Origin of the sequence: [Bacillus] enclensis, assembly GCF_001456935.1 — a bacterium.
Taxonomy (GTDB): Bacteria; Bacillota; Bacilli; order Bacillales; family Bacillaceae_B; genus Rossellomorea; species Rossellomorea enclensis.
On the sequence record NZ_KQ758482.1, the window covers coordinates 971653 to 996911 of the forward strand.

A 25259-nucleotide genomic window follows, 5' to 3' on the forward strand; every position below is an offset into this window, starting at 1 on the left:
TGCATCCTCCTCAAACTTATACTGTTGCTTCTTCTTTTACTGTTCCGGGATATTTTTTATGGTCTTCTTCATTTTTAAGGACTCTGAGAGCACCTTCAGCCAGCGCCTGAAGCTCATTCTCACCTGGATGGATGATGACATCAGCTATCCAATTTATGCGTTCACTGATTGCCTTGACGAAATCCTTGCCATACGCAAGTCCCCCCGTTAAGACGATCGCATCGACCTTTCCGTTCAGAACGGCACTTGCAGAACCGATTTCCTTTGCGATTTGATAGGCCATTGCATCATATACTTCCTGGGCCTTACCATCGCCCTTTTCAATCATCTTCTCTACTTTGACGGCATCATTTGTTCCGAGATATCCTACAAGTCCGCCTTGGCCGACCAGCTTTTTCATGATTTCATCCCGATAATAATCTCCCGAGAAGCAGAGATCGACCAAATCGCCGGCAGGCACTGTACCCGCCCTTTCAGGACTGAATGGACCATCCCCATGCAGTCCGTTATTCACATCAATCACTTTTCCGCTTTTATGGGCACCGACCGTGATACCGCCTCCCATATGCGTGATGATCAGATTAAGTTCTTCGTACTTTTTCCCTAATTGCTTTGCCACTCTTCTGGCCACTGCTTTTTGATTCAAAGCGTGGAATATGCTTTTTCTTTCAATCAAGGAAAAACCGGAGACCCTTGCCAATGGTTGAAGCTCGTCCACAACGACTGGATCGACAATATAGGAAGGGATATTCAGTCCCGATGCAATTTCAAAAGCCAATATTCCGCCAAGATTAGAAGCATGCTGACCTGAAAATCCTTCTCTCAAATCTTTCAGCATTTCATCATTGACTAAATATGTCCCGCCTTCAATCGGTCTTAATAAACCGCCGCGTCCGCAGACTGCACTTAATTTACTGATGTTGATGCCTTCTTCATCAAGCGTCTGGAGAATCGTGTTTTTACGGAATTCATATTGATCGATGATATTTGGGAATTCATTTATTTTCTCCGTTTCATGACGGATCGTTTTTTCAAAAATGGACCGGTCATCATCGAAAACACCAATCTTTGTTGATGTCGATCCGGGATTTATGACTAAAATTCGATGTTTTGTTTCCTGCACTGCTGTTACCTCCATTTGGGTAGCTGTTTTATTTTCCTGTATTGAAATATCCCCCTATGACAGATAACCCCTTGTTCCCATCAATCCCTTATATCAGGTAAGAAACGCTTCACTTCTGGAGAAGTCAAGCGTCCATGTTTGTTTATCAGCGTCTGCTCAGAATATGCTGCCCGTTTTGTAAGAATTGACTTCTTGAACGGCGCATTTTTTCAATTCGTTCTTCCGCCATGCGGTCAGCGGCTACATATGTCGGAACGTTGTCACGCTTTGCAATCTCGATGACACGCTCAACATTGTTATAGACCTGCTCCACTTTTTTCATCGCTCTTTCGCTGTTATAACCGTAAAGTTCATCTGCCACATTGATTACACCGCCGGCATTGATGACATAATCAGGTGCATATACGATGCCCATCTCATGGATGGCATCACCATGACGGGTTTCTTTCAGTTGGTTATTCGCCGCTCCGGCAATGACCTTGGCCTTGATCTGGGAAATGGTTTCATCATTGATGATGGCGCCAAGTGCACATGGAGCAAAGATATCACAGTCAACACTATAGATTTCTGAAGGATCTACTGCTTTTGCTCCAAAGTCGTTTACAGCGCGATCAACGGATTCTTTATGGATATCCGTAACAATCAGGTTCGCTCCTTCTTCGTGCAGGTGTTTACACATGTTGTAAGCAACATTCCCTACACCCTGCACAGCGATCGTTTTTCCTTCAAGCGAGTCCGTGCCGAATGCTTCTTTTGCTGCTGCCTTCATGCCGCGGTACACACCGTACGCCGTTACAGGTGAAGGATTGCCCGAAGAACCGAATGCAGGTGAAATACCCGTTACATAATCTGTTTCTTCATGGATCAGATCCATATCTGCCACAGTGGTCCCTACATCCTCGGCTGTGATATAGCGGCCATTTAGTCCCTGGATATAACGTCCGAACGCACGGAACATTTCTTCATTTTTGTCTTTGCGAGGATCTCCGATGATAACCGTTTTCCCACCGCCGAGGTTCAGTCCGGCTGCGGCATTCTTGTAAGTCATGCCTTTTGCAAGGCGAAGGGCATCTTCAATTGCCGCTTCTTCCGAATCATACGTCCACATACGGGTTCCGCCGAGAGCAGGCCCGAGTGTTGTATCATGAATGGCGATGATTGCTTTCAATCCTGATACTTCGTCTTGACAGAATACTAATTGCTCATAATCATACTTTTCCATATAGCTGAATATTTTCATTTGAAATTCCTCCCCAGGATCATTACTAGTTAGTGTTTGATAAATGGTTTATTTAGAAGCAGAGCAGATTGCGAGTGCAAGTGAGTATAATTTACTTTCCGCACTGTCTGCTCTGGATGTCAGCACAATAGGTGCTTTAGCACCGGCGATCACGGCACCCACTTTCGCTTTTGCAAAGTAAATCAGTGATTTATACAGTGCATTGCCAGTTTCAATATTCGGGACGAGCAGGATATCTGCTTGTCCGGCTACTTCACTTTGAATTCCTTTGTGTTCAGCAGCCTTGTGCGAGATGGCATTATCAAGAGCCAGCGGCCCATCTATGATGCACCCTCTGATCTGCCCCCTGTTATTCATTGCGGTGAGCGCTGCTGCATCAAGGGTGGCCTGCATGGCGGGATTCACCGTTTCAACTGCAGCGAGCGGAGCGACTTTAGGCGTGGTGACACCGATCGCAGCGGCTGTTCTGACGGCATTTTCTACGATTTGCGCCTTCTGGTTCAAATCAGGAGTGATATTCATTGCCGCATCTGTAACGAACACAAGCTGCTTAAAGTCAGGTATTTCGAACGCAGCGACATGCGATAATACATTTCCTGTTCGAAGGCCCCACTCTTTATTCAGCACAGCTTTCAAAATGACTGCGGTAGGGACATTCCCTTTCATCAGGGCATCTGCTTCGTTTTCCCTGACCGCTTTCACAGCAAGCTCGGCTGCCTTTTGCGGTGAAGCTGCATGCTTGATTTTTACCGCGTCATGCGATTTTATCCCAGGCACGCTTTCTTCTATAATGGCTTCTATCTTTTCTTTGTCTCCAAACAAAATGAATTCGGCCATATTTTTGTCGGCTGCCATACCGACAGCTTCAAGTACTTCTTTATCTTCTGCAGCTGCCACTGCTACTACAGAATGTTCTGTTTGGGTTGCTTTTTCCACTAAAGACTGAAGATTCATGAAGGTAAATTTCAACCCTTTCAATAAAAAATTTGTTCCCACTCTACTTACTTGCAAGAAGCGTGCCAACTTTCAAATGTTGAAAACGCTTTATTTTCAGCAACTGTAACCATGCAAAAAAATTCACACTATGCAATTTATTTCATGCTATTTATTTCAATGTTATATTTTTCAAGCTTGTAATACAAGTTTCGCACTGAAACATTCAATATTTTTGCAGCAGCTGTTTTGTTACCATTATTCTGCTCTAAAACCTCTTGAATTATCTTTTTTTCATATTCCTCAAGCTGGGAATTTAAATCTCTCCCAGACGGCACTCCACCTTCTTTTTTCTTTCCGGCTTCTTTCACGCTGCTGTCCAGCGGGGGAAGGTGGTTCAAGTCGATGATCGTTTCATTATATTTCATGAAGATCATCGCACGGCCGAGTACATTTTCAAGCTCCCTTACATTGCCTGGCCAGTGATATTCCATCAGTTTCTTTATCGCATTTTCTGTTATTCCTTCTACATTTCTTCCGTAATCCTGATTCAGCTTTGTAATCAGGCCTTCTGAAATGAGAGGGATGTCGCTTTTTCTGTTTCTGAGCGGCGGTATCTGGATGGGCATCCGGTTCAGACGATAATATAAATCTTCCCTGAAGGATCCATCTGCGATGCCTTTCTCTAAGTTGACATTGGTTGCAGCAATCACCCTTACATTGATGCTGATGCTTTTCGTCCCTCCTACCCTGACGATTTCGTTCTCCTGAAGGACCCTTAGTAGCTTCGCCTGAGTATTGGCACTGAGCTCACCGATTTCATCCAGAAAGATGCTGCCTTTGTCGGCTTCTTCAAATAAACCCCTCTTCCCTCCCCGTTTCGCACCGGAAAAGGCACCCTCTTCATAACCGAATAATTCACTTTCAAGGAGACTCTCAGACAATGCGGCACAGTTCACACGAAGGAACTTATTGAATTTACGGTCGCTTGCATTATGTATCGCATGGGCAAACAATTCCTTCCCGGTACCCGATTCCCCTCTCAGCAGCACGGTCGCAGGTGTTTTCGCACCGAGTTTCGCCTGCTCAATGGCGATTTGCATCTCATCAGACTTGCCGATGATATCTTCAAACATATATTTAGCTTCGAGAGTACGGATGATTTTCCTCGCCCTGTCCAGTTCCTGAGTAAGGGATTGAATCTCCGACATGTCATGTATGACGCCGACGCTACCTTTCAATTTCCCGTTCACGATGATGGGAGCGACATTCACGATGACTTCTTTCCGCTTCGGCCCCACTCTCATTTTCGTTCCACGGATCGCCCTCCTTGTCTGAAGTACCTTCAGATGGATACTTTCCCCTTCCGAAATATCAGCGGTGGCAGGCTTGCCGATCACTTCATCCCGGCTGAGCCCGGTAATCCTTGTATATGCAGGGTTGATCATGATCCCCTTACCTTCTTCGTCGACCACAGATATAGCATCATCGCTTGAATGAATAATGGCTTCAAGCATCGTCTGGATTTCTTTTAAGTTTGTGATTTCTTCAGCCAGATTTACTACTTCCGTAATATCTTTAAAGACCGTGAACGCCCCAATGACTTCCTCGTTTTCCGTAATCATGGGGATGCGGTTAGATATTATCTTCAGGCCGTTTTTGAGGACAACTTCCTTATTGATCTCAGTTCTCCGCGTTTCCAGTGTCGTCGTGAGCCTACTTTCAGGAATCACTTCATTGATATGTTTCCCTATCACCGAATCACTGCTGCGGCCTATCATCCGTTCGGCACTTTTATTGAACAACATGACGGTACCTCTGGAATCGATGCCAACCATCCCGTCATCAGTCGAATTAAAAATTAAATCCCGTTTAAAAGACTCGCTCGTCAACTGACCGATCAGGTCTTCTTTTTCTTCAAGGAGTTTGGATATGAGAAACGCTACGCTTCCGGGAATGAGCACAGTGTTTCTGCCCCGTTCTTCCCTGACATCCTCGAACACTTGCCGGTCCCCCGTCACTTCAATCACAATATCTATCGAATCATCCAGGAATGCCTTCCAGTCCTTCCCCGTGGGGATGCCCCAGTCTTCAGCCAGCCTAAGGCCAGCAGCACTTTCATTCAGATCGGTTATTCCGATCACTTTCATTAAAGAAACTTCATGGAGGATCTTCAGGATCGCTGTGCCGCCTTTCCCTCCGCCGATAATTAAAACCTTTTGCAATTTTTTTCACCCCAAAAGTGGATATATGCAATTCATTTCATGTTTGATTTATATTTATTTTACATGACTCAGAACTGCTTGACAATTTTCCAGATGAAGTTAGAATTTCTAGTAGTGAGATAAAAAGGAGTTATGTCCATAATGGTACGGATCATTGCACTGATTATCATGCTGGTACCTGGTGCTTTGGCAGCACTTGGCATCAAATTGATGAGAGATATGCTTTTCGGCATCCTGCAGCCCCCAATCCCGTTTTTGTGGCTGCAATTTATTATAGGATTGGTACTCTTCCTGGCAGGCCTTGGGTTCATTGCAGGGTTTGTGCTGCATCGCGACAAGAAGAGAAACAAAGTCCAGGATCGATTCAATAAAAAAAGCTAGCGTGACATCCACGCTGGCTTTTTATCATTCTGCCCGTCAGTATTTTGATCTCATTTCTTTTGCCTTTTCAGGGTAATCCGTGACAATGGCCGAGCAGCCGATTGAGAACAGCCTTTTCAGCTGGTGGGCTTTATTTACTGTATATGGTCTTACCGAGACCCCGTTTTTCATCGATTCTGTTATGATTTCATCACTTGCCACCTTTTGGTTGGGGTGGATGGCGTCAGCACCCAGGGACCGCGCATATACCCAGGGCATATATAAACCCGTGGAATATAAGGGGGCAATCTCTATCGATGCATCATGCCGTTTGCAGGCCACAATCGAGTAATGGTTGAAAGAAGAAATGATGACACGATCGGAATATCCATATTTATTGATCATTTGTATGACCTTTTCTTCCATGCCTTCATAATCCATAATGCTGTTCTTTAATTCGATATTGCATATAAGATCATTATGCTGCATCCAATCAAAAACCTCATTAAGAGTCGGGATTTTTTGTTTATGGAAAAATTTCTTTTTAAATGTGTAATGTGCATGCAATTTTCTCAGATCTTTTAAAGAGTAGTCTTTAATGAACCCTTTTCCGTTTGTCGTCCTGTCGACCGTCTCATCATGGATGACCACAATTTCACCATCCCTGGTCAATTGGACATCAAGTTCAATCCCGTCCGCTCCGACTCTTTCCGCTTCCAAAAAAGCATCCATTGTATTTTCGGGATGAGTCCCTGCCGATCCCCTGTGTGCAAATATCAATGTCACTCTGCGTCACTTCCCATGTAAGTTTAGATTGGATAGTTTGATTTACCCTTTACGGTTATATTATATGTATTAATCTCTCCTCAAAGAAATAAAAAACCCAATAAATCCTGGATTCATCGGGTTCATGTACTATTTTAATGTAAAATGATTACTTACCTTTTCAAGAAGCCTTATGCTCTAGTCTCAGCTTATCTGCAACCATGGCAATGAATTCACTGTTGGTCGGCTTCGCTTTGGACATGCTTACTGTGTATCCGAACAAGGAAGAGATGGAATCGATATTCCCGCGGCTCCAGGCAACTTCAATGGCATGACGGATGGCACGTTCCACACGAGAAGCTGTAGTATTGTATTTCTTGGCAATATCAGGGTAAAGGACCTTTGTTATGGAGCCAAGCAGCTCGATATCATTATATACCATGGAAATGGCTTCTCTGAGGTAAAGGTAGCCTTTGATATGCGCAGGTACGCCGATTTCGTGAATGATGCTTGTGATGCTCGCATCCAAGTTTCTAGGTTTAGACTCTGCAGCCATTCTGGATGAGGAATGTTTTTTGATGATTGGGTTTGACTTTCCGCTGACCTGCCTGATATGACTGACCAGATTTTCCATATCGAAAGGCTTGAGGATGAAATAGGATGCTCCTAAATCGACAGCCTTCTTCGTTACATCTTCCTGACCGAATGCCGTCAGCATAATGACATTTGGTATCGTTTTCTTTTCACGCAGCCGCTCCAGTACCGCCAGACCATCAAGGTGCGGCATGATGATATCAAGAACCAATACATCCGGATCAACTTCTTCCATCAAGTCCAGGCATTCCTGCCCATTATGGGCAATACCCACCACTTCCATATCATCCTGTGATGCAATGTAGTCTTCAAGCAAAGAAGTTAACTCCCGGTTATCATCCACGACACATACTTTAATTGATTTCACTACAGGTTTCCTCCTCGAATCCATTTTAATTCGTGTGTATATTTTTCATGTCTATAATTTTATTCTAAATTACTTTTTCGACAATGCAACCAAAAATCCTTTTATTTTTTAAAAAATACCAATAAATATATTATTTTCTCTCATTTACTTTGTTTTCCTTTATTTTTCGACCTCTTTCGCTATTCGAATGAGTATTTGTCGAATAATCTTTATTTTATCAATATAAACGTGTTCTTACAAATGTATATCACTTCTAATAACGCTGTAGTTTTCGTGGTGGACTTCGCTTTCCGCGGGTGACCCGTGAGTCTCGTCTGCTTCACCTTCTGAAAGAAAAGCGGAAGGATTTTGCTCAAATTCGGGTGGCATAAGGTGGGCCGCGGAGGCGTTCTTTTCCTTTTTGGACGAGTTGACGTGCCTCTTGTCCCCGGAGCTGGACATGTCTCACACTGGCCGCTTCTCCTGCAGGATTTTCTTCGTCTTAACTCCAATCAGCCGCCGAAAAGGATGTAATTAATTATCCGACCCGTTATAAAAAAATTTAATGATAATAAAAAGAACCCATCTGAAGCGCCGTTGGTTCCGGCACTGTAGAAGGGTTTGATAAGTCAGCTTGCTCTTTCATGGTTTTGTTTGTAAATATCGATGCCCGCTTCGCTCAGCATCCATTCGATATGGACACCGTATCCGCTAGTCGGGTCATTCACGAATACGTGGGTGACAGCTCCGATCAGCTTTCCGTCCTGTATGATCGGACTTCCGCTCATCCCCTGCACGATTCCGCCTGTCTTTTCTAATAACTCAGGATCTGTTACATGTATGACCATTCCTTTTGTAGCCGGGAATTTCTGTGGAATCGTACTGACGATTTCAACATCGTATTTTTCCACTTTACTGCCATCCACGACCGTAAGGATTTCCGCCGGCCCTTCTTTTACCTGATGTGAAAGGGCGATCCTCATCGGTTTATCAAGGATGTTATTTTCCACCGATTGATTAAGCTCCCCAAATATCCCAAAAGGACTGTTGCGGGTAATATTTCCGATAACATTTCTGTCTGCAGAGAAGCGCGCAAGTTTTTCTCCCGGTTTTCCTCCGCTGCCTTTTTCAATTGACGTGACTTCTGAATTGACGATTTCTCCATCTTCTACCACAATCGGCTTTTTCGTATCCATATCGGAAATCACATGGCCGAGAGCTCCGTATTTTTGGGATTTCGGATCGTAAAATGTCATGGTACCGATACCGGCTGCAGAGTCACGGATATATAAACCGAGTTTATACCCGTCCTCACCTTTTTCCTTAAGAGGCATCAATGATGTTTTTACGATCTCTTCCTCACGCTTGATGACGACTTCCATGCTTTTTGATTCTTCTCCCGCTTTTTGAACAAAAGGGGCCACATCTGCAAGTTGTTCAATTTTCTTCCCATTGATTTCAGTGATCATATCGCCAACCTGGATCCCCGCCTTTTCCCCAGGTGATACTTTCCCTTTATCTGTGTCAACCAGATGGTGCCCAACCACCAGAACGCCGACTGTATTTAATTTTACCCCGATTGATTGACCGCCGGGTATGACTTTAAAATCTTTCAGTACCTCGACATTGACCTTCTTGACTGGCAGACCGGCTAATTCAAGCACGACCTCATCTTTACCGACCGCTTTTCCCTGAATGGACAAAAGGCCTTTTTCTTGATGCAATGCCACATTCTTATCGTTTAACGAACTCATTGCCGTAACGGATCCTGCCTTGGGGAGAGCAACTTGATCCCCTTCCATCACTTTGACAGTGTTCGGTATATTCACTAATTGTTGAACAGGTTCATAAAATCCAAAAAAACAAAGCGAAACAAGGAGAATTCCACCTATATATTTCCTTAAACAGTCTAAACTCACTATTTTCACTCTCCTCGCTTCAAATGCACAATCACTTACTTGGCTACAGTTTTAATTTTGCCTTTAAAAGCTGTATTTATAACTGGTAATAAAGAAAAAAAGCTACCCTGGATGGATAGCTTTTCATGTTTCTTTTATTGTATTTGCAAGTTGGAGAAGCTCTTTTGCGTGCTCCTGTGTCAAATCAGTTATTTCCACACCTGAGATCATACGGGAGATTTCCCTTACCTTTTCGTTCTCCTCCAGGCGTTTGACCGATGTACTTGTCCTGCCCTTGAGCAGCCTTTTCGAAATGAATAAATGACTGTCAGCCATTGCAGCAACCTGCGGGAGATGAGAAATGCACATGACCTGCGAGTGGGTGGCAACCTGATATATTTTTTCTGCTATTGCCTGGGCCACTCTTCCGCTTACACCTGTATCTACTTCATCAAAGATAATCGATGTGATGCCTTGATGTTTTGAAAAAATTGTCTTAAGCGCAAGCATGATCCTTGAAAGTTCGCCGCCTGAAGCCACTTTTGACAATGGTTTCAAAGGTTCCCCGGGATTGGTGGATATGTAGAATTCAACCTGATCCCATCCATCCTTTTTAAATTGTGAAAATGAAAAAGATTCATCCCGGACCGTGCTGAAGCGCACCTCAAATTTTGTCTTATCCATGTAAAGCTGTTTTAGCTGTTCATGAATGCTTCCAGTCAATTTCTTGGCCCATTTCTTTCTCGTATGAGTCAAATTTTTCGCTTCCACGATCAGATCTTTCTCAAGCGAAAGGAGTTTTTTCTGAAGCTCGTCTATATGTGAATCCTTATTCAGGATCGTCTCGATTTCTTCTTCGATCTTTGATCCATATGCAAGGATTTCATCGACCGACGAACCATATTTTCTCTTCAAGCTGTTTATTTCATTCAATCTTGTTTCGATCAGATCAAGACGGTCAGGCTCAAATTCAAGCTGATCCAATTCTCCCCTGATTTGATGGACGGCATCTTCAAGGACGTAAAAGGCATTCGATACTGACTCAAGCGTTTTTTGATACTGGTTGTCAAGATCCGCCGCCGTTTCAAGGTGACTCATTGCAAGACCGGTCCAATCCAGCCCCTTCCCTTCACCTTGAATGCTGTTATATGAGGTCTGGAGCGATTCATATAACTTCTCGAAATTCATCAGTTTCCTTTTTTCTTCCAAAAGCTCTTCATCTTCATTCAGTTTCAAATCCGCTTCCTGAATTTCCTTCAGCTGAAATGTAATAAGGTCCAACCGGTGGGCCATCTCCTGCTCGTTGTCATTCAATCTGCTCAGCTGCTTGTGTATAGTACTGTATTCTTTATAGATTTCCCGGTAAGAAGCTAAATTAGCCTGGATTTCTTTTCCCCCGAATTGATCAAGAAGGGATAAGTGAAGATGTTCATTCATCAATTCCTGATGTTCATGCTGCCCGTGAATATCAATCAAAGCACCACCAATTTCCCTCATGATGGCGATTGTCACCAGCTTGCCATTCACCCTGCATACACTTTTTCCGCTGCTGGCTATCTCTCTTCGGAGAACAATCATTCCCTCTTCGATTTCAATCCCGAATTCTGAAACTTTTTCATAACAAGGATGCGCTTCATCGTCAAGAATGAACAGACCTTCTATTTCTGCTTTTTTCTCTCCATGACGAACGTACTCTGCAGATCCCCGTCCTCCGACCAATAGGTGGATCGCATCGATGATGATTGATTTACCAGCACCAGTTTCCCCTGATAATACAGTGAGCCCTTCTTCAAAAGATAAAGCCAGCGTGTCGATGATAGCAAAATTTTTAATGGATAATTCTTGTAACAAGAAACATTCACCTCAGTTGATAAGGTACTTATTTTGTATTGTCCGTGTATGAGTATATTTCCTACTATTTACTATAAGAAACGCGAAAAGTTGAAAAGCGGGTGAAACATTCTCCACCCGCCGCCTGTATAAACAAAAGCATCTTATAACATGTCGAGAAAACGTTCGGTTATGACCTTCGTTTCATCCTCTGTTCTGCAAATGATCAGGCATGTGTCATCCCCGCAGATCGTCCCGAGGATCTCTTCCCAATCCAGATTGTCAATAAGGGCACCGATCGCGTTGGCGTTGCCAGGGAGCGTCTTCATGACCAGCATATGACCGGCCGTATCAATCTTAACGAAAGCATCGGTCAGCGTCCTTTTCAATTTTTGAAGAGGGTTGAATCTCTGATCTGCCGGAAGGCTGTATTTATATCTTCCGTCCATCAGGGGGACTTTAACCAAGTGGAGCTCTTTAATATCCCGGGAAACAGTGGCCTGAGTGACGTTGAAGCCTGCATTTTTAAGGCTGTCCACCAACTCATCCTGTGTTTCCACATCTCTATTTGTAATGATTTCTCTTATTTTGATATGACGTTGTCCTTTGTTCATCATCGAACTAAACACCTCTAACCTAGCCTGTATATTTATACCTCTACGCTTATAGTAGCCTATTTTATGGATAAGTACAACAGAAAAGCGGAGGCGGCTCGTTCAGAGGCGACAAGCATAAGGCGAGCAAGACGGAAAGGCGATTTTTGCCTTTTTGGCTTGCTTGACTTATGACCTCGAGCCTCTAGCCGCCGGAGCTGGACAATGAAAAGCGGAGGGGCTTTGCTCAGAGGCGGGTGGCATAAGACGAAGCGGCCATGAAGGCGCTTTTTGCCTTCTTGGACACTTTGGCTTATGACATGTGCCTCTAAGCCCCGGAGCTGGACAAGAAAAGCGGAGGCGGCTCGTTCAGAGGCGACAAGAATAAGGCGAGCAAGACGGAAAGGCGATTTTTGCCTTTTTGGCTTGCTTGACTTATGACCTCGAGCCTCTAGCCGCCGGAGCTGGACAATGAAAAGCGGAGGGGCTTTGCTCAGAGGCGGGTGGCATAAGACGAAGCGGCCATGATGCGCTTTTTGCCTTCTTGGACACTTTGGCTTATGACATGCGCCTCTAAGCCCCGGAGCTGGACAAGAAAAGCGGAGGCGGCTCGTTCAGAGGCGGCAAGCATAAGGCGGGCAAGACGGAAAGGCGATTTTTGCCTTTTTGGCTTGCTTGACTTATGACCTCGAGCCTCTAGCCGCTGGTTAATCCCACAGGAGCCTTCGTCTTGCCCTCTAATCAACCGTTAGAAATCCGCTAGAAAGAGGTTAAATCTAAATGTACTTTTAACAAATTAAAATCCCGAACTAATTTTGCTCCATCTTTTGCAAAATAGTTCGGGATATACTTAGACTAAAACACTTTTGTCCCAGTCTCATTTAAGTATTAGTTATTCGCTTTGAACTCGCTGTGCGCCTCGTTGATGACTTGCTGGGGAGTGATATCCAGGTGTGACTTCCCTTCGCTGTCAGAGCCCGTGAAGCGGATATGGATAAGAAATTCGATATTCCCGTCTCCTCCAGTGATCGGCGAAAATGATAAGCCATGGATGTCGTACCCTTCGTTAAGTGCCAGGTTCATTATTTTCTCGATGACTGAAAGGTGGACTTTAGGGTCTCGGACGATCCCTTTTTTGCCGACCTGTTCCTTTCCCGCTTCGAATTGAGGTTTAATCAGGGCGATGCAGTCGCCCCCAGGGACTAAAAGCGTCCGCAATACCGGCAGGATGAGCGAAAGTGAAATGAAAGAGACATCAATCGATGCAAAAGAAGGCATCTCACCTGGCAGATCAGCCGGTGTGACGTAACGGAAATTCGTCCTTTCCATCACGATGACCCTCTCATCCTGTCTTAACTTCCATGCAAGCTGGTTGTATCCGACATCGACAGCATAAGACATCTTTGCCCCATTTTGGAGAGCGCAATCCGTGAATCCTCCGGTTGAGGATCCAATATCGATCATGACCTTATCCTTTACATCAATATCGAATACCTTTAATGCCTTTTCAAGTTTGAGTCCGCCCCTGCTTACATACGGCATCATCTTTCCTTTGATCGTGAGATGGACATCCTCACTTACTTTTTCACCAGGCTTATCCAGTCTCTCTTCATTGCCGTATACCAGTCCAGCCATGATGGCCCTCTTTGCTTTTTCTCTTGTTTCTATAAGCCCTTTATCAACTAAGAGCACATCTAATCGTTGTTTTTTTGCTTTCATATATTAAGCCCTTTTTTGTTTTTTTGGAGTGATTGTCAGAATCCTATCCATTACATTCTCTTTTGTCATACCGATTTCATTCAATAATTCTTTTACGCTTCCATGCTCGATGAAATAATCCGGTATGCCGATCCGGTCAACGACCGCATTCCTGTAGCCGTTTCCCTGTACGTATTCAAGTACAGCGCTCCCGAACCCGCCTTGCAGCACAGCTTCTTCAATGGTAAGGACCGGTATATCTTCTTCGAAGATGGATTTCAGCATTTTTTCATCCATCGGTTTGATGAACCTTGCATTTACGACACGTACAGAAATTCCCTGCTCTTCAAGTTCTTTTGCTGCTTCGAGTGCCATCGGAATCGTGGTGCCAAACGTAAGGACTGCGACATCAGTTCCTTTTTTCAATACTTCCCATTCACCGATCGGGATGGCGTTCAATTCGGAATCCATCGGAACACCATACCCGTTGCCTCTAGGATACCTCAGTGCAATCGGTCCTGCATCATAGTCCAGTGCCGTTTTGACCAGATGCTGACCTTCATTTTCATCTTTCGGCATCATGATGACCATGTTCGGGAGATGTCTCAAAAATGCAATATCAAATACACCTTGATGCGTTTCTCCATCTGCCCCCACAAGTCCGGCCCGGTCGATTCCGATGAAGACATTCAGGTTTTGCCTGCAAATATCATGCACCACCTGATCGTACGCCCTTTGAAGGAAGGTGGAATAAATGGCAAGGAACGGTTTCATATTTTGGGTTGCCAGCCCTGCAGCCACCGTTGTTGCGTGCTGTTCTGCGATTCCCACATCAAACATCCGGTCCGGAAACTCTTCGGCAAATCCCAATAATTTCGAACCGACCGGCATCGCAGGCGTGATCGCCACGATTCGTTCGTCTTCCCTCGCAATCTTCCTCACCGTCTCACTCACAAGACCGCTCCAGGAAGGGGGCGCATTAACCGGCTTGATGATATCGCCTGTATCGATTTTATAAGGGCCAGTCCCATGCCAGTCCCCTTTTTTGTCAGACTCTGCAGGACTGAATCCCTTCCCTTTCTTCGTAATGACGTGAAGGAGAACCGGTCCTTTTGTCTTCTTCGCATACTGGATATTTTCTTCAAGTTCATTAAAGTCATGGCCGTCGATCGGACCAAGATACGTGAAGCCCAGTTCCTCAAAGAACATACCGGAAACAAAGAGGTATTTAAGGCTGTCCTTCACTCTTTCTGCCGTACTGGCAAGCCTTCCGCCGACAGCAGGGATTCGTTTGAGGATGTATTCAAGTTCATCTTTCACCCAGTTGTATTTACCTGCGGTGCGCAATCTCCCGAGTACACTGTGCAGGGCGCCGACATTGGGAGCGATGGACATTTCATTATCATTCAACACAACGATCATGTCTTTCTTTTCATGACCGATATGATTCAATGCTTCCAGGGCCATTCCACCCGTCAGCGCGCCGTCTCCGATGACAGGGATGATGAATGATTTTTCTTTTTTCACATCGCGGGCAATGGCCATTCCCATGGCTGCAGAAAGGGATGTTGAGCTGTGGCCGGTCTCCCATACATCATGCTCGCTTTCATTCCTTTTGGGGAATCCGCACAGTCCTTTGTACTGTCTCAGTGTATCGAACTGACAGGCTCGCCCTGTCAGGATCTTATGTACATATGATTGATGCCCGACGTCCCAGAGAATTTTATCAACGGGGCTGTTAAAATGCTTATGAAGGGAAACAGTCAGTTCCACGACACCCAAGTTTGGACCAATATGACCCCCAGTTTTGGAAAGATTCCCGATTAAAAACTGGCGTATCTCTTGACTGAGCTCTTCTAATTGCTCATTACTCATCGACTTAAGAAAAGAAGGCTCCTTTATTGATAGTAAATCCATTGGGTCCACTCACTTTCATGACTATATAGTTTATTTCTCTGATTTTCGTTTTTTCTTCTTTTGGTCTTTTTTATCTTTTATGAGCACAATATGGAATCGATCCTCAATGAATTGAAGAACAGTCCCGACTCTAAATATTATATCCTTAGAATACGTAATGGCAAACGTTTTCCCCAGCGCTTTCCCGCCTACGGTCAAGGAGGCGATGATGCTTGTCAGCGTTACACTGACGATATATTCCTTGATGGAACCGCCTTCAAGCTGGAAGGAGACTGCTAATTGTATGATGACGATGGCTGAGGCTGTACCGCTTATGATCCCTGAAATATCACCGATGACATCATTACAGAAACTTGCAAAGCGGTCGGCATTCCTTACGATCCGGATTGAATACTTTGCACCGTACACTTTCTTTGCCGCCATTGCATGGAATGGTGTTTCATCCGCAGCTGTGGAGGCAATGCCCAGCATATCGAAAAAGATTCCTATACACACGATGATAAGAACCACGAATAATCCCGTACCCCACGGCACACCGTTAAGAACCATGTTGGATGTAACTGAAAAAATAGCCGCTAACACGAATGTGATAACGGCAATACTAATACTCCATTTTATTGAGTTTTTTAATGTATCATTCATTATCGTCTGCACACACCGTTTCTACTGTGTCTATTACGCATAAGTCCTATGTAGTTGGATGGTCATATATGAAGTAAAAATTGCAGCTTAGGTCCAGTAGGTTTTCCCAATCAGGTACCGGATGTTGCCATACCGGCGGTTTCCCTTTAAACCCGACTTAGCCGCGTCACCACAGGCTAGACTGGATTACCACTTAGTCCGCACTATAATCCTTCATATATGTCAAAGCGAACAGTCTAGGAGTTTTCCTCAACAACCCTTGACACAATCCTTAGCCTCTTTTGCAAAAAGGATTTCATATGGACGAAAAAGCACATATCAATGGCCAACTGATGTGTACTTTGTAACCATAATCCCCTCTCTCTTCACTCAAGGCAGGCTACGCTGCTAGTGATGGATCCCATCACAGTCGCAGGTTCATACTCTGTTCTCATTGCACATGCATTATGCCAGCGTAAGAAACAGAGCCTCCGCGGCTTGCGGGTCAACGCCCACATGCCATTGTGGATCGCCCTCAAGCCTTACTCCCAGATATGACCCAAAGCTGGGCGCCTCAAGCCAAGTCCAGGAACTTCATCGATGTGCCCTTTAGTGGATTTTTAGGCCCACCTTCAGGATTGGTAGGTTGACTAGAATACTGCACCACCCAAATGTTTATATCTGTATTATATCATATTTCAGGATTTCCTCAAACAATAACATCAATGATTGCGGTTTACAATCAAACGGGCAATTTGCTTAAGGAGTTTCGTATCCATGCTCAGCCCGTCAAGGGAATTCAGCGCTTCATCAAGATGAAATTGAAGTTTTTTCTTGGAGCCGTCTATGGTCAATAACCCTGGATAGGTACTTTTTTGTTTGGACTCATCACTTCCGGTCCGCTTACCGATCAACTCTTCTTCCCCTTCGATGTCCAGAATGTCATCCTGGATCTGAAATGCGAGCCCGATATGATGAGCAAAGCGTTCCAACCGTGCCTGTTCTTCCACTGAAGCCCCCGCGATAACAGCTCCCGCAAGCACACTGAATATCAATAATTTACCTGTTTTATGAACATGGATCGTTTCCAATTCCTCGACAGACAGCTTTTTATTTTCACCTTCAATATCAGCTACCTGCCCGCCCACCATGCCTTCAGGACCGGCACTTTGTGCCAGGAGACCAATCAATTTGACCTTTTGATCACTCGTAATAAGCGGATCTTCGGCAATGAGCCCGAAACTGTGTGTCAGAAGTCCGTCACCCGCAAGAATGGCCATCGCTTCCCCAAAAACTTTGTGGTTCGTCGGCTTCCCCCTTCTCAGATCATCGTCGTCCATTGAAGGGAGATCGTCGTGGATCAAAGAATATGTATGAATCATTTCGAGTGCAGCCGCTGTCTTCAATCCAAGCTCCGGGTCTTTTTTAAAACCCTCTATGACAGCCAGTAAAAGGACCGGCCTTATTCTTTTCCCGCCGGCTTCAAGAGAATAGACCATGGCTTCTTTTATCGTCGAAGGCATATTTTTGGTCTGTACATAGCCAACCATCGTTTCTTCTAGCTTTTGTTTATACTTTTGCTGGAATATGTCCAAATCAACATGAAGGCTCACCCACTAGTCCTCCTCTTTGATATCGAAGGATTTTTCACCTTCATCCGTGATCATTTTGGTCAACTGTTTTTCTGCGCTGTTGAGAGTATCATGGCAGTATTTAGAAAGTGCCATGCCTTTTTGATAAAACTGGAGTGCTTTTTCTAAAGGAACCTCTCCTTCCTCCAATTGCTCAACAATGCCTTCCAATTGCTCCATTGCCTCTTCAAATGACAAATCTTCTTTCGTCTTAGCCATTATTTTCCCGCTCCTTTACCGAGTCTACTTCGCACTGAATCGTTCCGTCTTGTACATCTATTTCGAGTTTATCACCTTTCGCCACCTGCCGGGAAGATTTAATCAGTTCCTTTCCCTCTCCATATACGAGACTGTACCCTCTATCCATTATTTTAAGTGGGCTGAGCGCATGTAAAGTTGTAATGACTGAGCCCAGGCGATGCCCTTTTTCTTTAAGGACAGCTTTAAACTGTTTTCCTACTTGTTCTTCCAGGAATTTTATCCGTTCCTCGTGAACCTTCAAGATCTGCGAAGGATGAACCCTCTGCAGCCGGGAATGCAGCCCTTCAACAGAATCCTTATGGTGCCTGACTTGGAGAGTGACCGTTTTTTGAAGCTGGTCTGTCAATCTGTCCACATGTTCCACCTTTTGCTGGTAGATGGTATGGGGATTCCTTAAGGCGTACGATTTTGAAAGACTGTTCAGCCGGCTGCGTTCACCCTCTATCTTCGTTTTGAACGATTTAATCATTCTCAATTTACGATTCATGATCCGTTCCAGCAGGTCATCAATGTGGGGAACGGCAAGCTCCCCTGCACCAGTCGGAGTCGGGGCACGCAAGTCTGCAACAAAATCGGCGATTGTAAAGTCCGTTTCATGACCCACAGCCGATATGACCGGTATTCTTGAATTCACGATCGCTTCGGCCACCACTTCTTCATTGAACGCCCACAGCTCTTCAATCGATCCCCCGCCGCGTCCGGCGATCAGCACATCGATCCCTCCATATTCATTGGCTTTTTCAATGGCTTCGGAAATCGAGGCGGCGGCCCGGTCACCCTGGACAAGCGCCGGGAAAATAAGGATTTCTCCTATCGGATACCTTCTTTTGATTGTTGTGATGATATCTCTTATTGCAGCACCTGTAGGAGAAGTGATGACCCCTATTTTCCCGGGAAACTTCGGAATCATCCTTTTTCTGCTGGGATCGAAATAACCCGCTTTATCAAGCTTTTCCTTTAATTGTTCGTAGGCCAGATAAAGTTCGCCGATCCCGTCAGGCTGCATTTCCTTTACATAAATTTGATATTGTCCGCCTGCCTCATAAACGGAAATGTCCCCGCGGATCAATACATTCATTCCGCTTTCAGGACGAAATTTAAGGGCTTGGTTATTGCTTGAAAACATGACCGAAAGGATTCTTGCCCTGTCATCTTTTAAAGTGAAATACATATGGCCGCTCGAATGCTGCTTGAAGTTCGAGATTTCCCCCCTTACAAAGAGATTGGATAAGTGAGGATCACGATCGAATTTCCTTTTTATGTATTTTGTAAGAGCCTGTACCGTCAAATAACGTGATTGTTCCTGTTCCATGTTAACCCGCCTTTTATAAGCCTATAAGTATATTCTGACACGTTTAATCCTGCAGGAATACATAAAGGGACAAGCTGATATGCCGTCCCTCATGAGTTGTTGTATATAGTGTACTATTTTTCATCTCTTTTGGCGATCTTCCAGCTGCCATCTTGCAGATTTCACTGTATTGTACAGAAGCATCGTGATGGTCATCGGACCGACTCCCCCGGGAACAGGTGTTATTTTACCTGCTGCTTCCCTGGCACTTTCGAAATCAACGTCGCCGCATAGGCGGCCTTCTTCATCCCGATTCATCCCTACATCGATGACCACAGCCCCTTTTTTAATATCTCCAGCACCGATAAACTTTGCTTTTCCGACAGCCGACACAAGAATATCCGCTTTTTTGGTGTAGTCGGTGAGATTGACTGTTTTGGAGTGGCAATACGTCACGGTTGCATCACGATTTAGAAACAATTGGCCTGCAGGCTTACCGACGATGTTGCTCCTGCCTAATATAACCACATGTTTTCCACTGATATCAATCTTTTCATACTCAAGCATCTTGATGATGCCAAGAGGGGTACACGAATAGAATGTATCCTGATTTGTAACCATCTTACCGATCGAGACCGGATGAAATCCATCCACATCCTTGGAAGGGGAAATGGTTTCAATGATGGTGATCGGATTTATGTGATGAGGCAGGGGAAGCTGGACCAGGATGCCGTGTATATGATCCATCCCATTCAATTCCTCTATTTTATCCACCAGTTCTTCCTGTGTCAGCGATTCTTCAAACTGGTAAAGTTCGGAGTGAATCCCCAACTTGCTGCAAGCTTTCCTCTTCATTCTCACATAGGTGTGAGAGGCATGATTGTCCCCGACCAGAATGACGGCAAGTCCCGGAGTCACATCATGTGATTTTAATTCAGAGATTGTTTCTTGCAGCTGCTCACGATAATAATTTGCGATGAGCCTGCCATCGATAAGTTCAGCTGACATATCATCAGCCTCCTCTCATTGTTAAGATTGGCTTATCTTGGAAAGTACACCATTTACGAATTTACTGGATTGATCGTCGCCGAATGTTTTGGCAATTTCAACGGCTTCGTTTATAACGACTTTGTTCGGGACGTCTTCAACAAATAATAATTCATACGTACCGATTCTTAATATATTTCGATCTACCTTGGCAAGGCGGTCAAAAGACCATTTTTCTAAATTAGTCCTGATTTTTCCGTCAATCGTTTCCTGGTTTTTCACAAAACCGAATACAATATCCTTCAGGAATGCGTCCACTTCTTCCCCGTCGACCACATTCATCAGGGCTTCTTCGGGTTCCACATCACTCATATCTATTTGAAACAAAGCTTGTAGAGCTTTCTCACGGGCAACTCTTCTTTTCATATTTTCTAATTACTCCTTTAATCGTTTGTCAATTTTCATACCTTTGATAATAGCATAAACCGATACCTGTACGCACGTTTTTCTCACAACAAAAAAGAACGGCCCATAAAAAGGCCGTTCTCCCCTGCTGAATACATTTACATTTCTTCTTCGATTTCAGCTTCAATTGTCTGGTTCTCAAACTGTACTCCCACGATATGAACATTCACTTCATCTGCATCCAGCGCAGTCATGTTCAACAGGGCTTGGCGAATATTATCCTGGATCTTTTGAGCAACAGTCGGGATGGAAACGCCGAACTTCATGATGCAATATACATCAATGATGATCCCTTCTTCAGCAAGTTCCACCTTGACACCTTTGCCGTGGTTCTTCTTTCCAAGACGTTCGACTACACCTGTCGCGAAGCTTCCACGCATTTGAGATACGCCCTCCACCTCGGAAGCCGCGATTCCGGCAATGACTTCGATTACTTCAGGTGCGATTTCTATCTTCCCAAGTCCGTCTTTGCCTTGAGACATTTGTAAAAGGTTTTGATTTTCCGCCATATCAGGCACCTCCTAAAATTCACACTAGGATTTCATTACTTCATATTTTTCCAAGAACTTTGTATTGAACTCTCCACCTACAAACGTTTCATGTTCTAATAATTTCAAATGGAACGGGATGGTCGTATGCACCCCTTCTACAACAAATTCACTCAGAGCCCGTTTCATACGTGAGATCGTCTCTTCACGGGTCGCTCCATAAGTGATGACCTTCGCAATCATACTATCATAGTATGGAGGGATCATATAACCAGGATATGCAGCAGAATCCACTCTTACGCCAAGTCCGCCTGGAGGAAGATACATTTCTATCCTTCCCGCTGACGGCATGAAATTCTTTTCAGGATTCTCCGCGTTGATCCGGCACTCCATCGCCCATCCGGTGAACGTAACTTCTTCCTGGGATAGGGAAAGTTTCTCATTCGATGCAACTTTGATCTGTTCCTTGATCAAATCCACCCCTGTAACCTGTTCAGTCACAGGATGCTCCACCTGGATACGTGTATTCATCTCCATAAAATAAAATGACTGATTGTTGTAGTCATATATAAATTCTACCGTGCCTGCCCCGGTGTAATCAACCGCTTTGGCGGCTTTTACTGCGGCCTCACCCATTTGGGCACGGATTTCTTCATTCAGTGCGGGTGAAGGTGTTTCTTCGATCAATTTTTGAAGACGGCGCTGAATGGTACAATCACGTTCCCCAAGGTGGATCACGTTCCCGAAGTTGTCGGCAAGTACCTGTATTTCAACGTGTCTGAAGTCTTCGATGAATTTTTCAATATAAACACCCGGATTTCCAAATGCCGTCATGGCTTCCTGCTGGGTGATATTCACACCCTTCACAAGATCTTCCTCTGTCTTCGCAACGCGGATCCCCTTACCGCCGCCGCCTGCAGTGGCTTTGATGATAACGGGATATCCCATTGAATCCGCCAGTTTCACCGCTTCATCAGCGTCTTTTACGATTCCTTTTGAACCCGGTACGATCGGCACTCCCGCTTCACGCATCGTTTCGCGCGCAACATCCTTTGTCCCCATTTTTGAAATGGCTTCAGGTGAAGGTCCGATGAATGTAATATTGCATTCGCGGCACAGTTCTGCAAAGTCTGAGTTCTCTGCCAGGAAGCCGTATCCCGGATGGATCCCGTCACAGTCCGTCAGTTTTGCCACGGAAATGATATTCGTGAAATTCAGGTAACTGTCCTTTGAAGCCGTCGGCCCTATGCAGTATGCTTCATCGGCAAGCTGGACGTGCAAGGCTTCTTTATCGGCTTCTGAATAGACAGCCACACTTTCTATATTCAATTCGCGGCAGGCACGGATGATCCTGACCGCTATTTCTCCTCTATTGGCAACCAATACCTTGTTTATCATAACGTTTATCGCTCCTTATTCAGGTTTGACTAAGAATAACGGCTGTCCATATTCAACAAGTTGACCGTCTTTCACCAAGATCTCAACAATTTCGCCTTTTACTTCGGCTTCGATTTCGTTGAACAGCTTCATCGCTTCAACGATGCAGACAACACTGCTGTCATCCACTTTTGATCCGACTTTCACATATGCATCGGAATCAGGTGATGAAGATGCATAGAACGTCCCTACCATCGGAGACGTGATTTTATGTAGGTTTGCATCATCCGCACTTGCAGCTTCGGATTTCTTCTCTTCTGCAGGTGCAGGAGCCGCCGCTTCTGTTTGAACAGGGGCAGGTGCTTGCTGTACCGCCTGCTGAGCAGGCTGGCTCACTTCTGCCTGGACAATCCCCGCTCCTTGTGCAGAACCGGTGTTTTTCTTCAGTTCGATTTTTGAACCTTCATGCTCATATGAAAACTCGTCCACGCTTGAGTTATCGACAAGCTTTATTATTTCACGGATTTCTTGAATTTTTAACACTTTGGACACCCCTCTTATAGTTTAAAAGATTATGACTAGCTACTAATATCATACGATAATACCTCGTATAAATTCAATATGTGTTTCGAGCTATTCTCTAAAGCGCATACATGCTCCTTTATTATCTTATCTCTTTTTTTCAAAAAAATAAAATAATAGGGGCAGAATTTTGTCAAAATGCGCCTGACTGCAAAAAAAAGAACGATCCATTCATCAGGATCGTCCTTTTCGATTATTAATTTGTAGGCTGGAATTCCACTGCCACCGGTTTTACGTTCCCTACTTCGCTCATGACGAGTCGGATGATTTCGTTGGCATTTGCCTTTGTATGTTCTTTATCTGTTTTGACGGTGATGCGGATGCTGTCTCCATTGGCCCTGACAAGCGCATCGTCGTAACCGATCGTTTTGATCGTTGTTTCCAGTACCGATTCAGTCATGGCCAATTCTCGGAGATTTTCCATCTGTTCGTAGGCTGCACTCTTCTCTTCCGCTGACAATTCAGGATCGCCGACTTTCGCTTCAAGTTCTTCACGGAGCTGCGCACGCTGGTCTTCCACTTCCATTCTCATCGCTTCGAACACTTCATTGCCGGCAGAGTCTGTGACGACTTCAACATCACCATTTGCCGCTGTTTCTTTGTTATCTGCCGCTTTCTTGCCGCCTTCGTTCTGCTCCGCCGCCATGTCCGTTACCTGCTGTGTAGGTGAAGTGATGTAATAAACGGATAGGACGATCACAAGACTCAACATCGTTAAAAGCCATACTGTTTGTTTTTTTAATAACATCTATTATTTCCCCCTTAATCTTTAGGTTGGACCGATACCCTGTGAACCGGGACATCCAGTACGCGGGTAACAGCTTCCAATATCATTTTTTTGATTTGTATATTATCGGCTCCCTTTGCTACCACAAGGACGCCGCTGACTTTAGGTTTTCTCGTTTCACTGATGACCGGGACTTCTTTATCCCCGTCCTGGATCACGACCATCTGTTCTTCGCTTGATTTTTCTTCTATCGACCGTTTTCCGCCCTCTTTGTCTTCCTCATTCGTATGCTGAGACTGCTTGCTTTCTTTTTTTTCGTACACTTTTTGTTCAGAGGATTGAACATTGACGACGACGAGGGCTTCGCTGACCCCTGTTATTTGATCGAGTGCTTCTTTCAGCTGGTTTTCATATTGGTCTTCATAGCTCCGCATCGATGAATCATCCTTATGATCCTTGCCGAATGCAGATACGTTTTCTGCCCCTTCTTCCTGGAGGGTCTTGTCTACCGCAATGCTGGGCTCTTTCTTCCAAAGATCACTGATCAGCATGAAAGCGACCCCGAGCAGCAGGACAATCAGGAAGTACTGAATTTTTTTTCCTTTTTTATGTTCTGGAGGTGTTTGTGCATTTTCCTTTGACAGCCATTCTTTTATCAGAGTTATGGGTCCTTTGCTAAAGTTCATTGTCGCTTCAAGTCCCCCCTTCGGCTATGATTATTTTTTCGGGTGAAAGGTTCCACTTTTCTGCTAGTAAGGAGGTCACCAGGGACATATTCTCAACTGTCTTTTCCGGTCTCGTCTTATCTCCTGTATCGATCTCCACATGCCGGACGGCTTCAATGGCCTGTTCCTCTTTTTTTTCTGAGAGATAGACCGTCACTTCCGTGATGCTGTCTGGGATGTTTTCCAAATCAGATGCAGCAATATTTACCTTATTAATGACTTTTCCGCTCTTCTCCATCAACTCCTTTTCAGCTTCTTGTTTCATTTGGACAGCCATCTGTTCTAAAATATATGCACGTTGTGAGGCTTGTATTTCTTTTTTCTTCATTTCTATTAAATTTTCTACGGAATTATTCTGAGAAGTACCGCTAATCCGAAAGGAATCTATGACTGTATCAACATCCGAGGTCAGCAGCTTCAGTAGTGGAGTGAGGATGATCGTAATCAGCAACAATCCTGTCACGATCTTGACGTACTTCTGCATACTGGAGCTCGGAAGAAGCATATCGATGACGGTTGCCAACAATACGAAAACGATTATATTGGTGATCCATTCAGTCAGGAATGACATCTAAGCTCCCC

24 protein-coding genes are annotated in these 25259 nt (G+C 44.7%); 1 reads left to right on the forward strand and 23 read right to left on the reverse strand.

What is annotated here, in order from left to right:
- Positions 1–16: 16 nt before the first annotated feature.
- From buk to AS034_RS04870, 4 genes are all read right to left on the reverse strand, one after another.
- Entirely contained in the window at positions 17–1123 is a 1107-nt protein-coding gene (gene buk, locus AS034_RS04855) for a butyrate kinase (RefSeq protein ID WP_058297707.1), read from the reverse strand.
- Positions 1124–1268: 145 nt separating this feature from the next.
- Complete coding sequence (gene bcd / locus AS034_RS04860; RefSeq protein WP_032087771.1) at positions 1269–2363, reverse strand: branched-chain amino acid dehydrogenase; 1095 nt, start codon at positions 2361–2363, stop codon at positions 1269–1271.
- A 48-nt stretch (positions 2364–2411) separates the two neighbouring features.
- Positions 2412–3317, reverse strand: a complete 906-nt coding sequence (gene yqiS / locus AS034_RS04865) for a phosphate butyryltransferase (RefSeq protein WP_058298091.1) — start codon at positions 3315–3317, stop codon at positions 2412–2414.
- Between the two features lie 137 nt (positions 3318–3454).
- Complete coding sequence (locus AS034_RS04870) at positions 3455–5521, reverse strand: sigma 54-interacting transcriptional regulator (RefSeq protein WP_058297708.1); 2067 nt, start codon at positions 5519–5521, stop codon at positions 3455–3457.
- A 141-nt stretch (positions 5522–5662) separates the two neighbouring features.
- Here AS034_RS04870 and AS034_RS04875 point away from each other — a divergent pair, with 141 nt between their 5' ends.
- A complete protein-coding gene (locus AS034_RS04875) occupies positions 5663–5902 on the forward strand; it encodes a DUF2627 domain-containing protein (protein ID WP_032087769.1) in 240 nt (79 codons plus the stop codon).
- A 36-nt stretch (positions 5903–5938) separates the two neighbouring features.
- Here AS034_RS04875 and AS034_RS04880 read toward each other — a convergent pair whose 3' ends face one another.
- The 19 genes from AS034_RS04880 to spoIIIAF form a co-directional block, all read right to left on the reverse strand.
- Positions 5939–6667, reverse strand: a complete 729-nt coding sequence (locus tag AS034_RS04880) for a glycerophosphodiester phosphodiesterase (protein WP_058297709.1) — start codon at positions 6665–6667, stop codon at positions 5939–5941.
- Between the two features lie 160 nt (positions 6668–6827).
- On the reverse strand, positions 6828–7607 hold the full coding sequence (spo0A, locus tag AS034_RS04885; RefSeq protein ID WP_032087767.1) for a sporulation transcription factor Spo0A: 780 nt from the start codon (positions 7605–7607) through the stop codon (positions 6828–6830).
- Positions 7608–8215: 608 nt separating this feature from the next.
- Entirely contained in the window at positions 8216–9505 is a 1290-nt protein-coding gene (gene spoIVB / locus AS034_RS04895; RefSeq protein ID WP_058297711.1) for a SpoIVB peptidase, read from the reverse strand.
- Between the two features lie 123 nt (positions 9506–9628).
- A complete protein-coding gene (gene recN / locus AS034_RS04900) occupies positions 9629–11335 on the reverse strand; it encodes a DNA repair protein RecN (RefSeq protein WP_058297712.1) in 1707 nt (568 codons plus the stop codon).
- Between the two features lie 143 nt (positions 11336–11478).
- Positions 11479–11928, reverse strand: a complete 450-nt coding sequence (gene ahrC / locus AS034_RS04905; RefSeq protein ID WP_032087939.1) for a transcriptional regulator AhrC/ArgR — start codon at positions 11926–11928, stop codon at positions 11479–11481.
- An 867-nt stretch (positions 11929–12795) separates the two neighbouring features.
- Complete coding sequence (locus AS034_RS04910) at positions 12796–13626, reverse strand: TlyA family RNA methyltransferase (RefSeq protein WP_058297713.1); 831 nt, start codon at positions 13624–13626, stop codon at positions 12796–12798.
- A gap of 3 nt (positions 13627–13629) precedes the next feature.
- Positions 13630–15522: a 1-deoxy-D-xylulose-5-phosphate synthase gene (gene dxs / locus AS034_RS04915; protein ID WP_058297714.1), complete on the reverse strand. Its 1893-nt coding sequence runs from the start codon at positions 15520–15522 to the stop codon at positions 13630–13632.
- A gap of 30 nt (positions 15523–15552) precedes the next feature.
- Positions 15553–16164, reverse strand: a complete 612-nt coding sequence (locus tag AS034_RS04920; protein WP_032087761.1) for a hypothetical protein — start codon at positions 16162–16164, stop codon at positions 15553–15555.
- Positions 16165–16865: 701 nt separating this feature from the next.
- Entirely contained in the window at positions 16866–17738 is an 873-nt protein-coding gene (locus AS034_RS04925; RefSeq protein WP_058298092.1) for a polyprenyl synthetase family protein, read from the reverse strand.
- A 21-nt stretch (positions 17739–17759) separates the two neighbouring features.
- Positions 17760–17993, reverse strand: a complete 234-nt coding sequence (xseB, locus tag AS034_RS04930) for an exodeoxyribonuclease VII small subunit (RefSeq protein WP_032087760.1) — start codon at positions 17991–17993, stop codon at positions 17760–17762.
- Positions 17986–19347, reverse strand: a complete 1362-nt coding sequence (xseA, locus tag AS034_RS04935) for an exodeoxyribonuclease VII large subunit (protein ID WP_058297715.1) — start codon at positions 19345–19347, stop codon at positions 17986–17988. The genes xseB and xseA overlap by 8 nt, the downstream gene beginning before the upstream one ends.
- A 120-nt stretch (positions 19348–19467) precedes the next feature.
- Entirely contained in the window at positions 19468–20334 is an 867-nt protein-coding gene (locus AS034_RS04940; protein WP_058297716.1) for a bifunctional 5,10-methylenetetrahydrofolate dehydrogenase/5,10-methenyltetrahydrofolate cyclohydrolase, read from the reverse strand.
- A gap of 21 nt (positions 20335–20355) precedes the next feature.
- Entirely contained in the window at positions 20356–20739 is a 384-nt protein-coding gene (gene nusB / locus AS034_RS04945) for a transcription antitermination factor NusB (RefSeq protein ID WP_032087757.1), read from the reverse strand.
- 137 nt (positions 20740–20876) lie between these two features.
- On the reverse strand, positions 20877–21287 hold the full coding sequence (locus AS034_RS04950; RefSeq protein WP_032087756.1) for an Asp23/Gls24 family envelope stress response protein: 411 nt from the start codon (positions 21285–21287) through the stop codon (positions 20877–20879).
- A gap of 24 nt (positions 21288–21311) precedes the next feature.
- Positions 21312–22664, reverse strand: coding sequence for an acetyl-CoA carboxylase biotin carboxylase subunit (gene accC, locus AS034_RS04955; RefSeq protein WP_032087755.1), 1353 nt, complete (start codon positions 22662–22664; stop codon positions 21312–21314).
- A gap of 15 nt (positions 22665–22679) precedes the next feature.
- Positions 22680–23186 carry an acetyl-CoA carboxylase biotin carboxyl carrier protein gene (gene accB, locus AS034_RS04960; protein ID WP_058297717.1) on the reverse strand — a complete coding sequence of 169 codons (507 nt, stop codon included), beginning with the start codon at positions 23184–23186 and terminating at the stop codon, positions 22680–22682.
- A gap of 235 nt (positions 23187–23421) precedes the next feature.
- A complete protein-coding gene (locus tag AS034_RS04965; protein WP_058297718.1) occupies positions 23422–23973 on the reverse strand; it encodes a SpoIIIAH-like family protein in 552 nt (183 codons plus the stop codon).
- 14 nt (positions 23974–23987) lie between these two features.
- Positions 23988–24638 (reverse strand): stage III sporulation protein AG, encoded by a 651-nt coding sequence (gene spoIIIAG / locus AS034_RS04970; RefSeq protein WP_058297719.1) that lies wholly within the window; start codon positions 24636–24638, stop codon positions 23988–23990.
- Positions 24639–24645: 7 nt separating this feature from the next.
- Positions 24646–25248, reverse strand: coding sequence for a stage III sporulation protein AF (gene spoIIIAF / locus AS034_RS04975; protein WP_058297720.1), 603 nt, complete (start codon positions 25246–25248; stop codon positions 24646–24648).
- Positions 25249–25259: the final 11 nt, after the last annotated feature.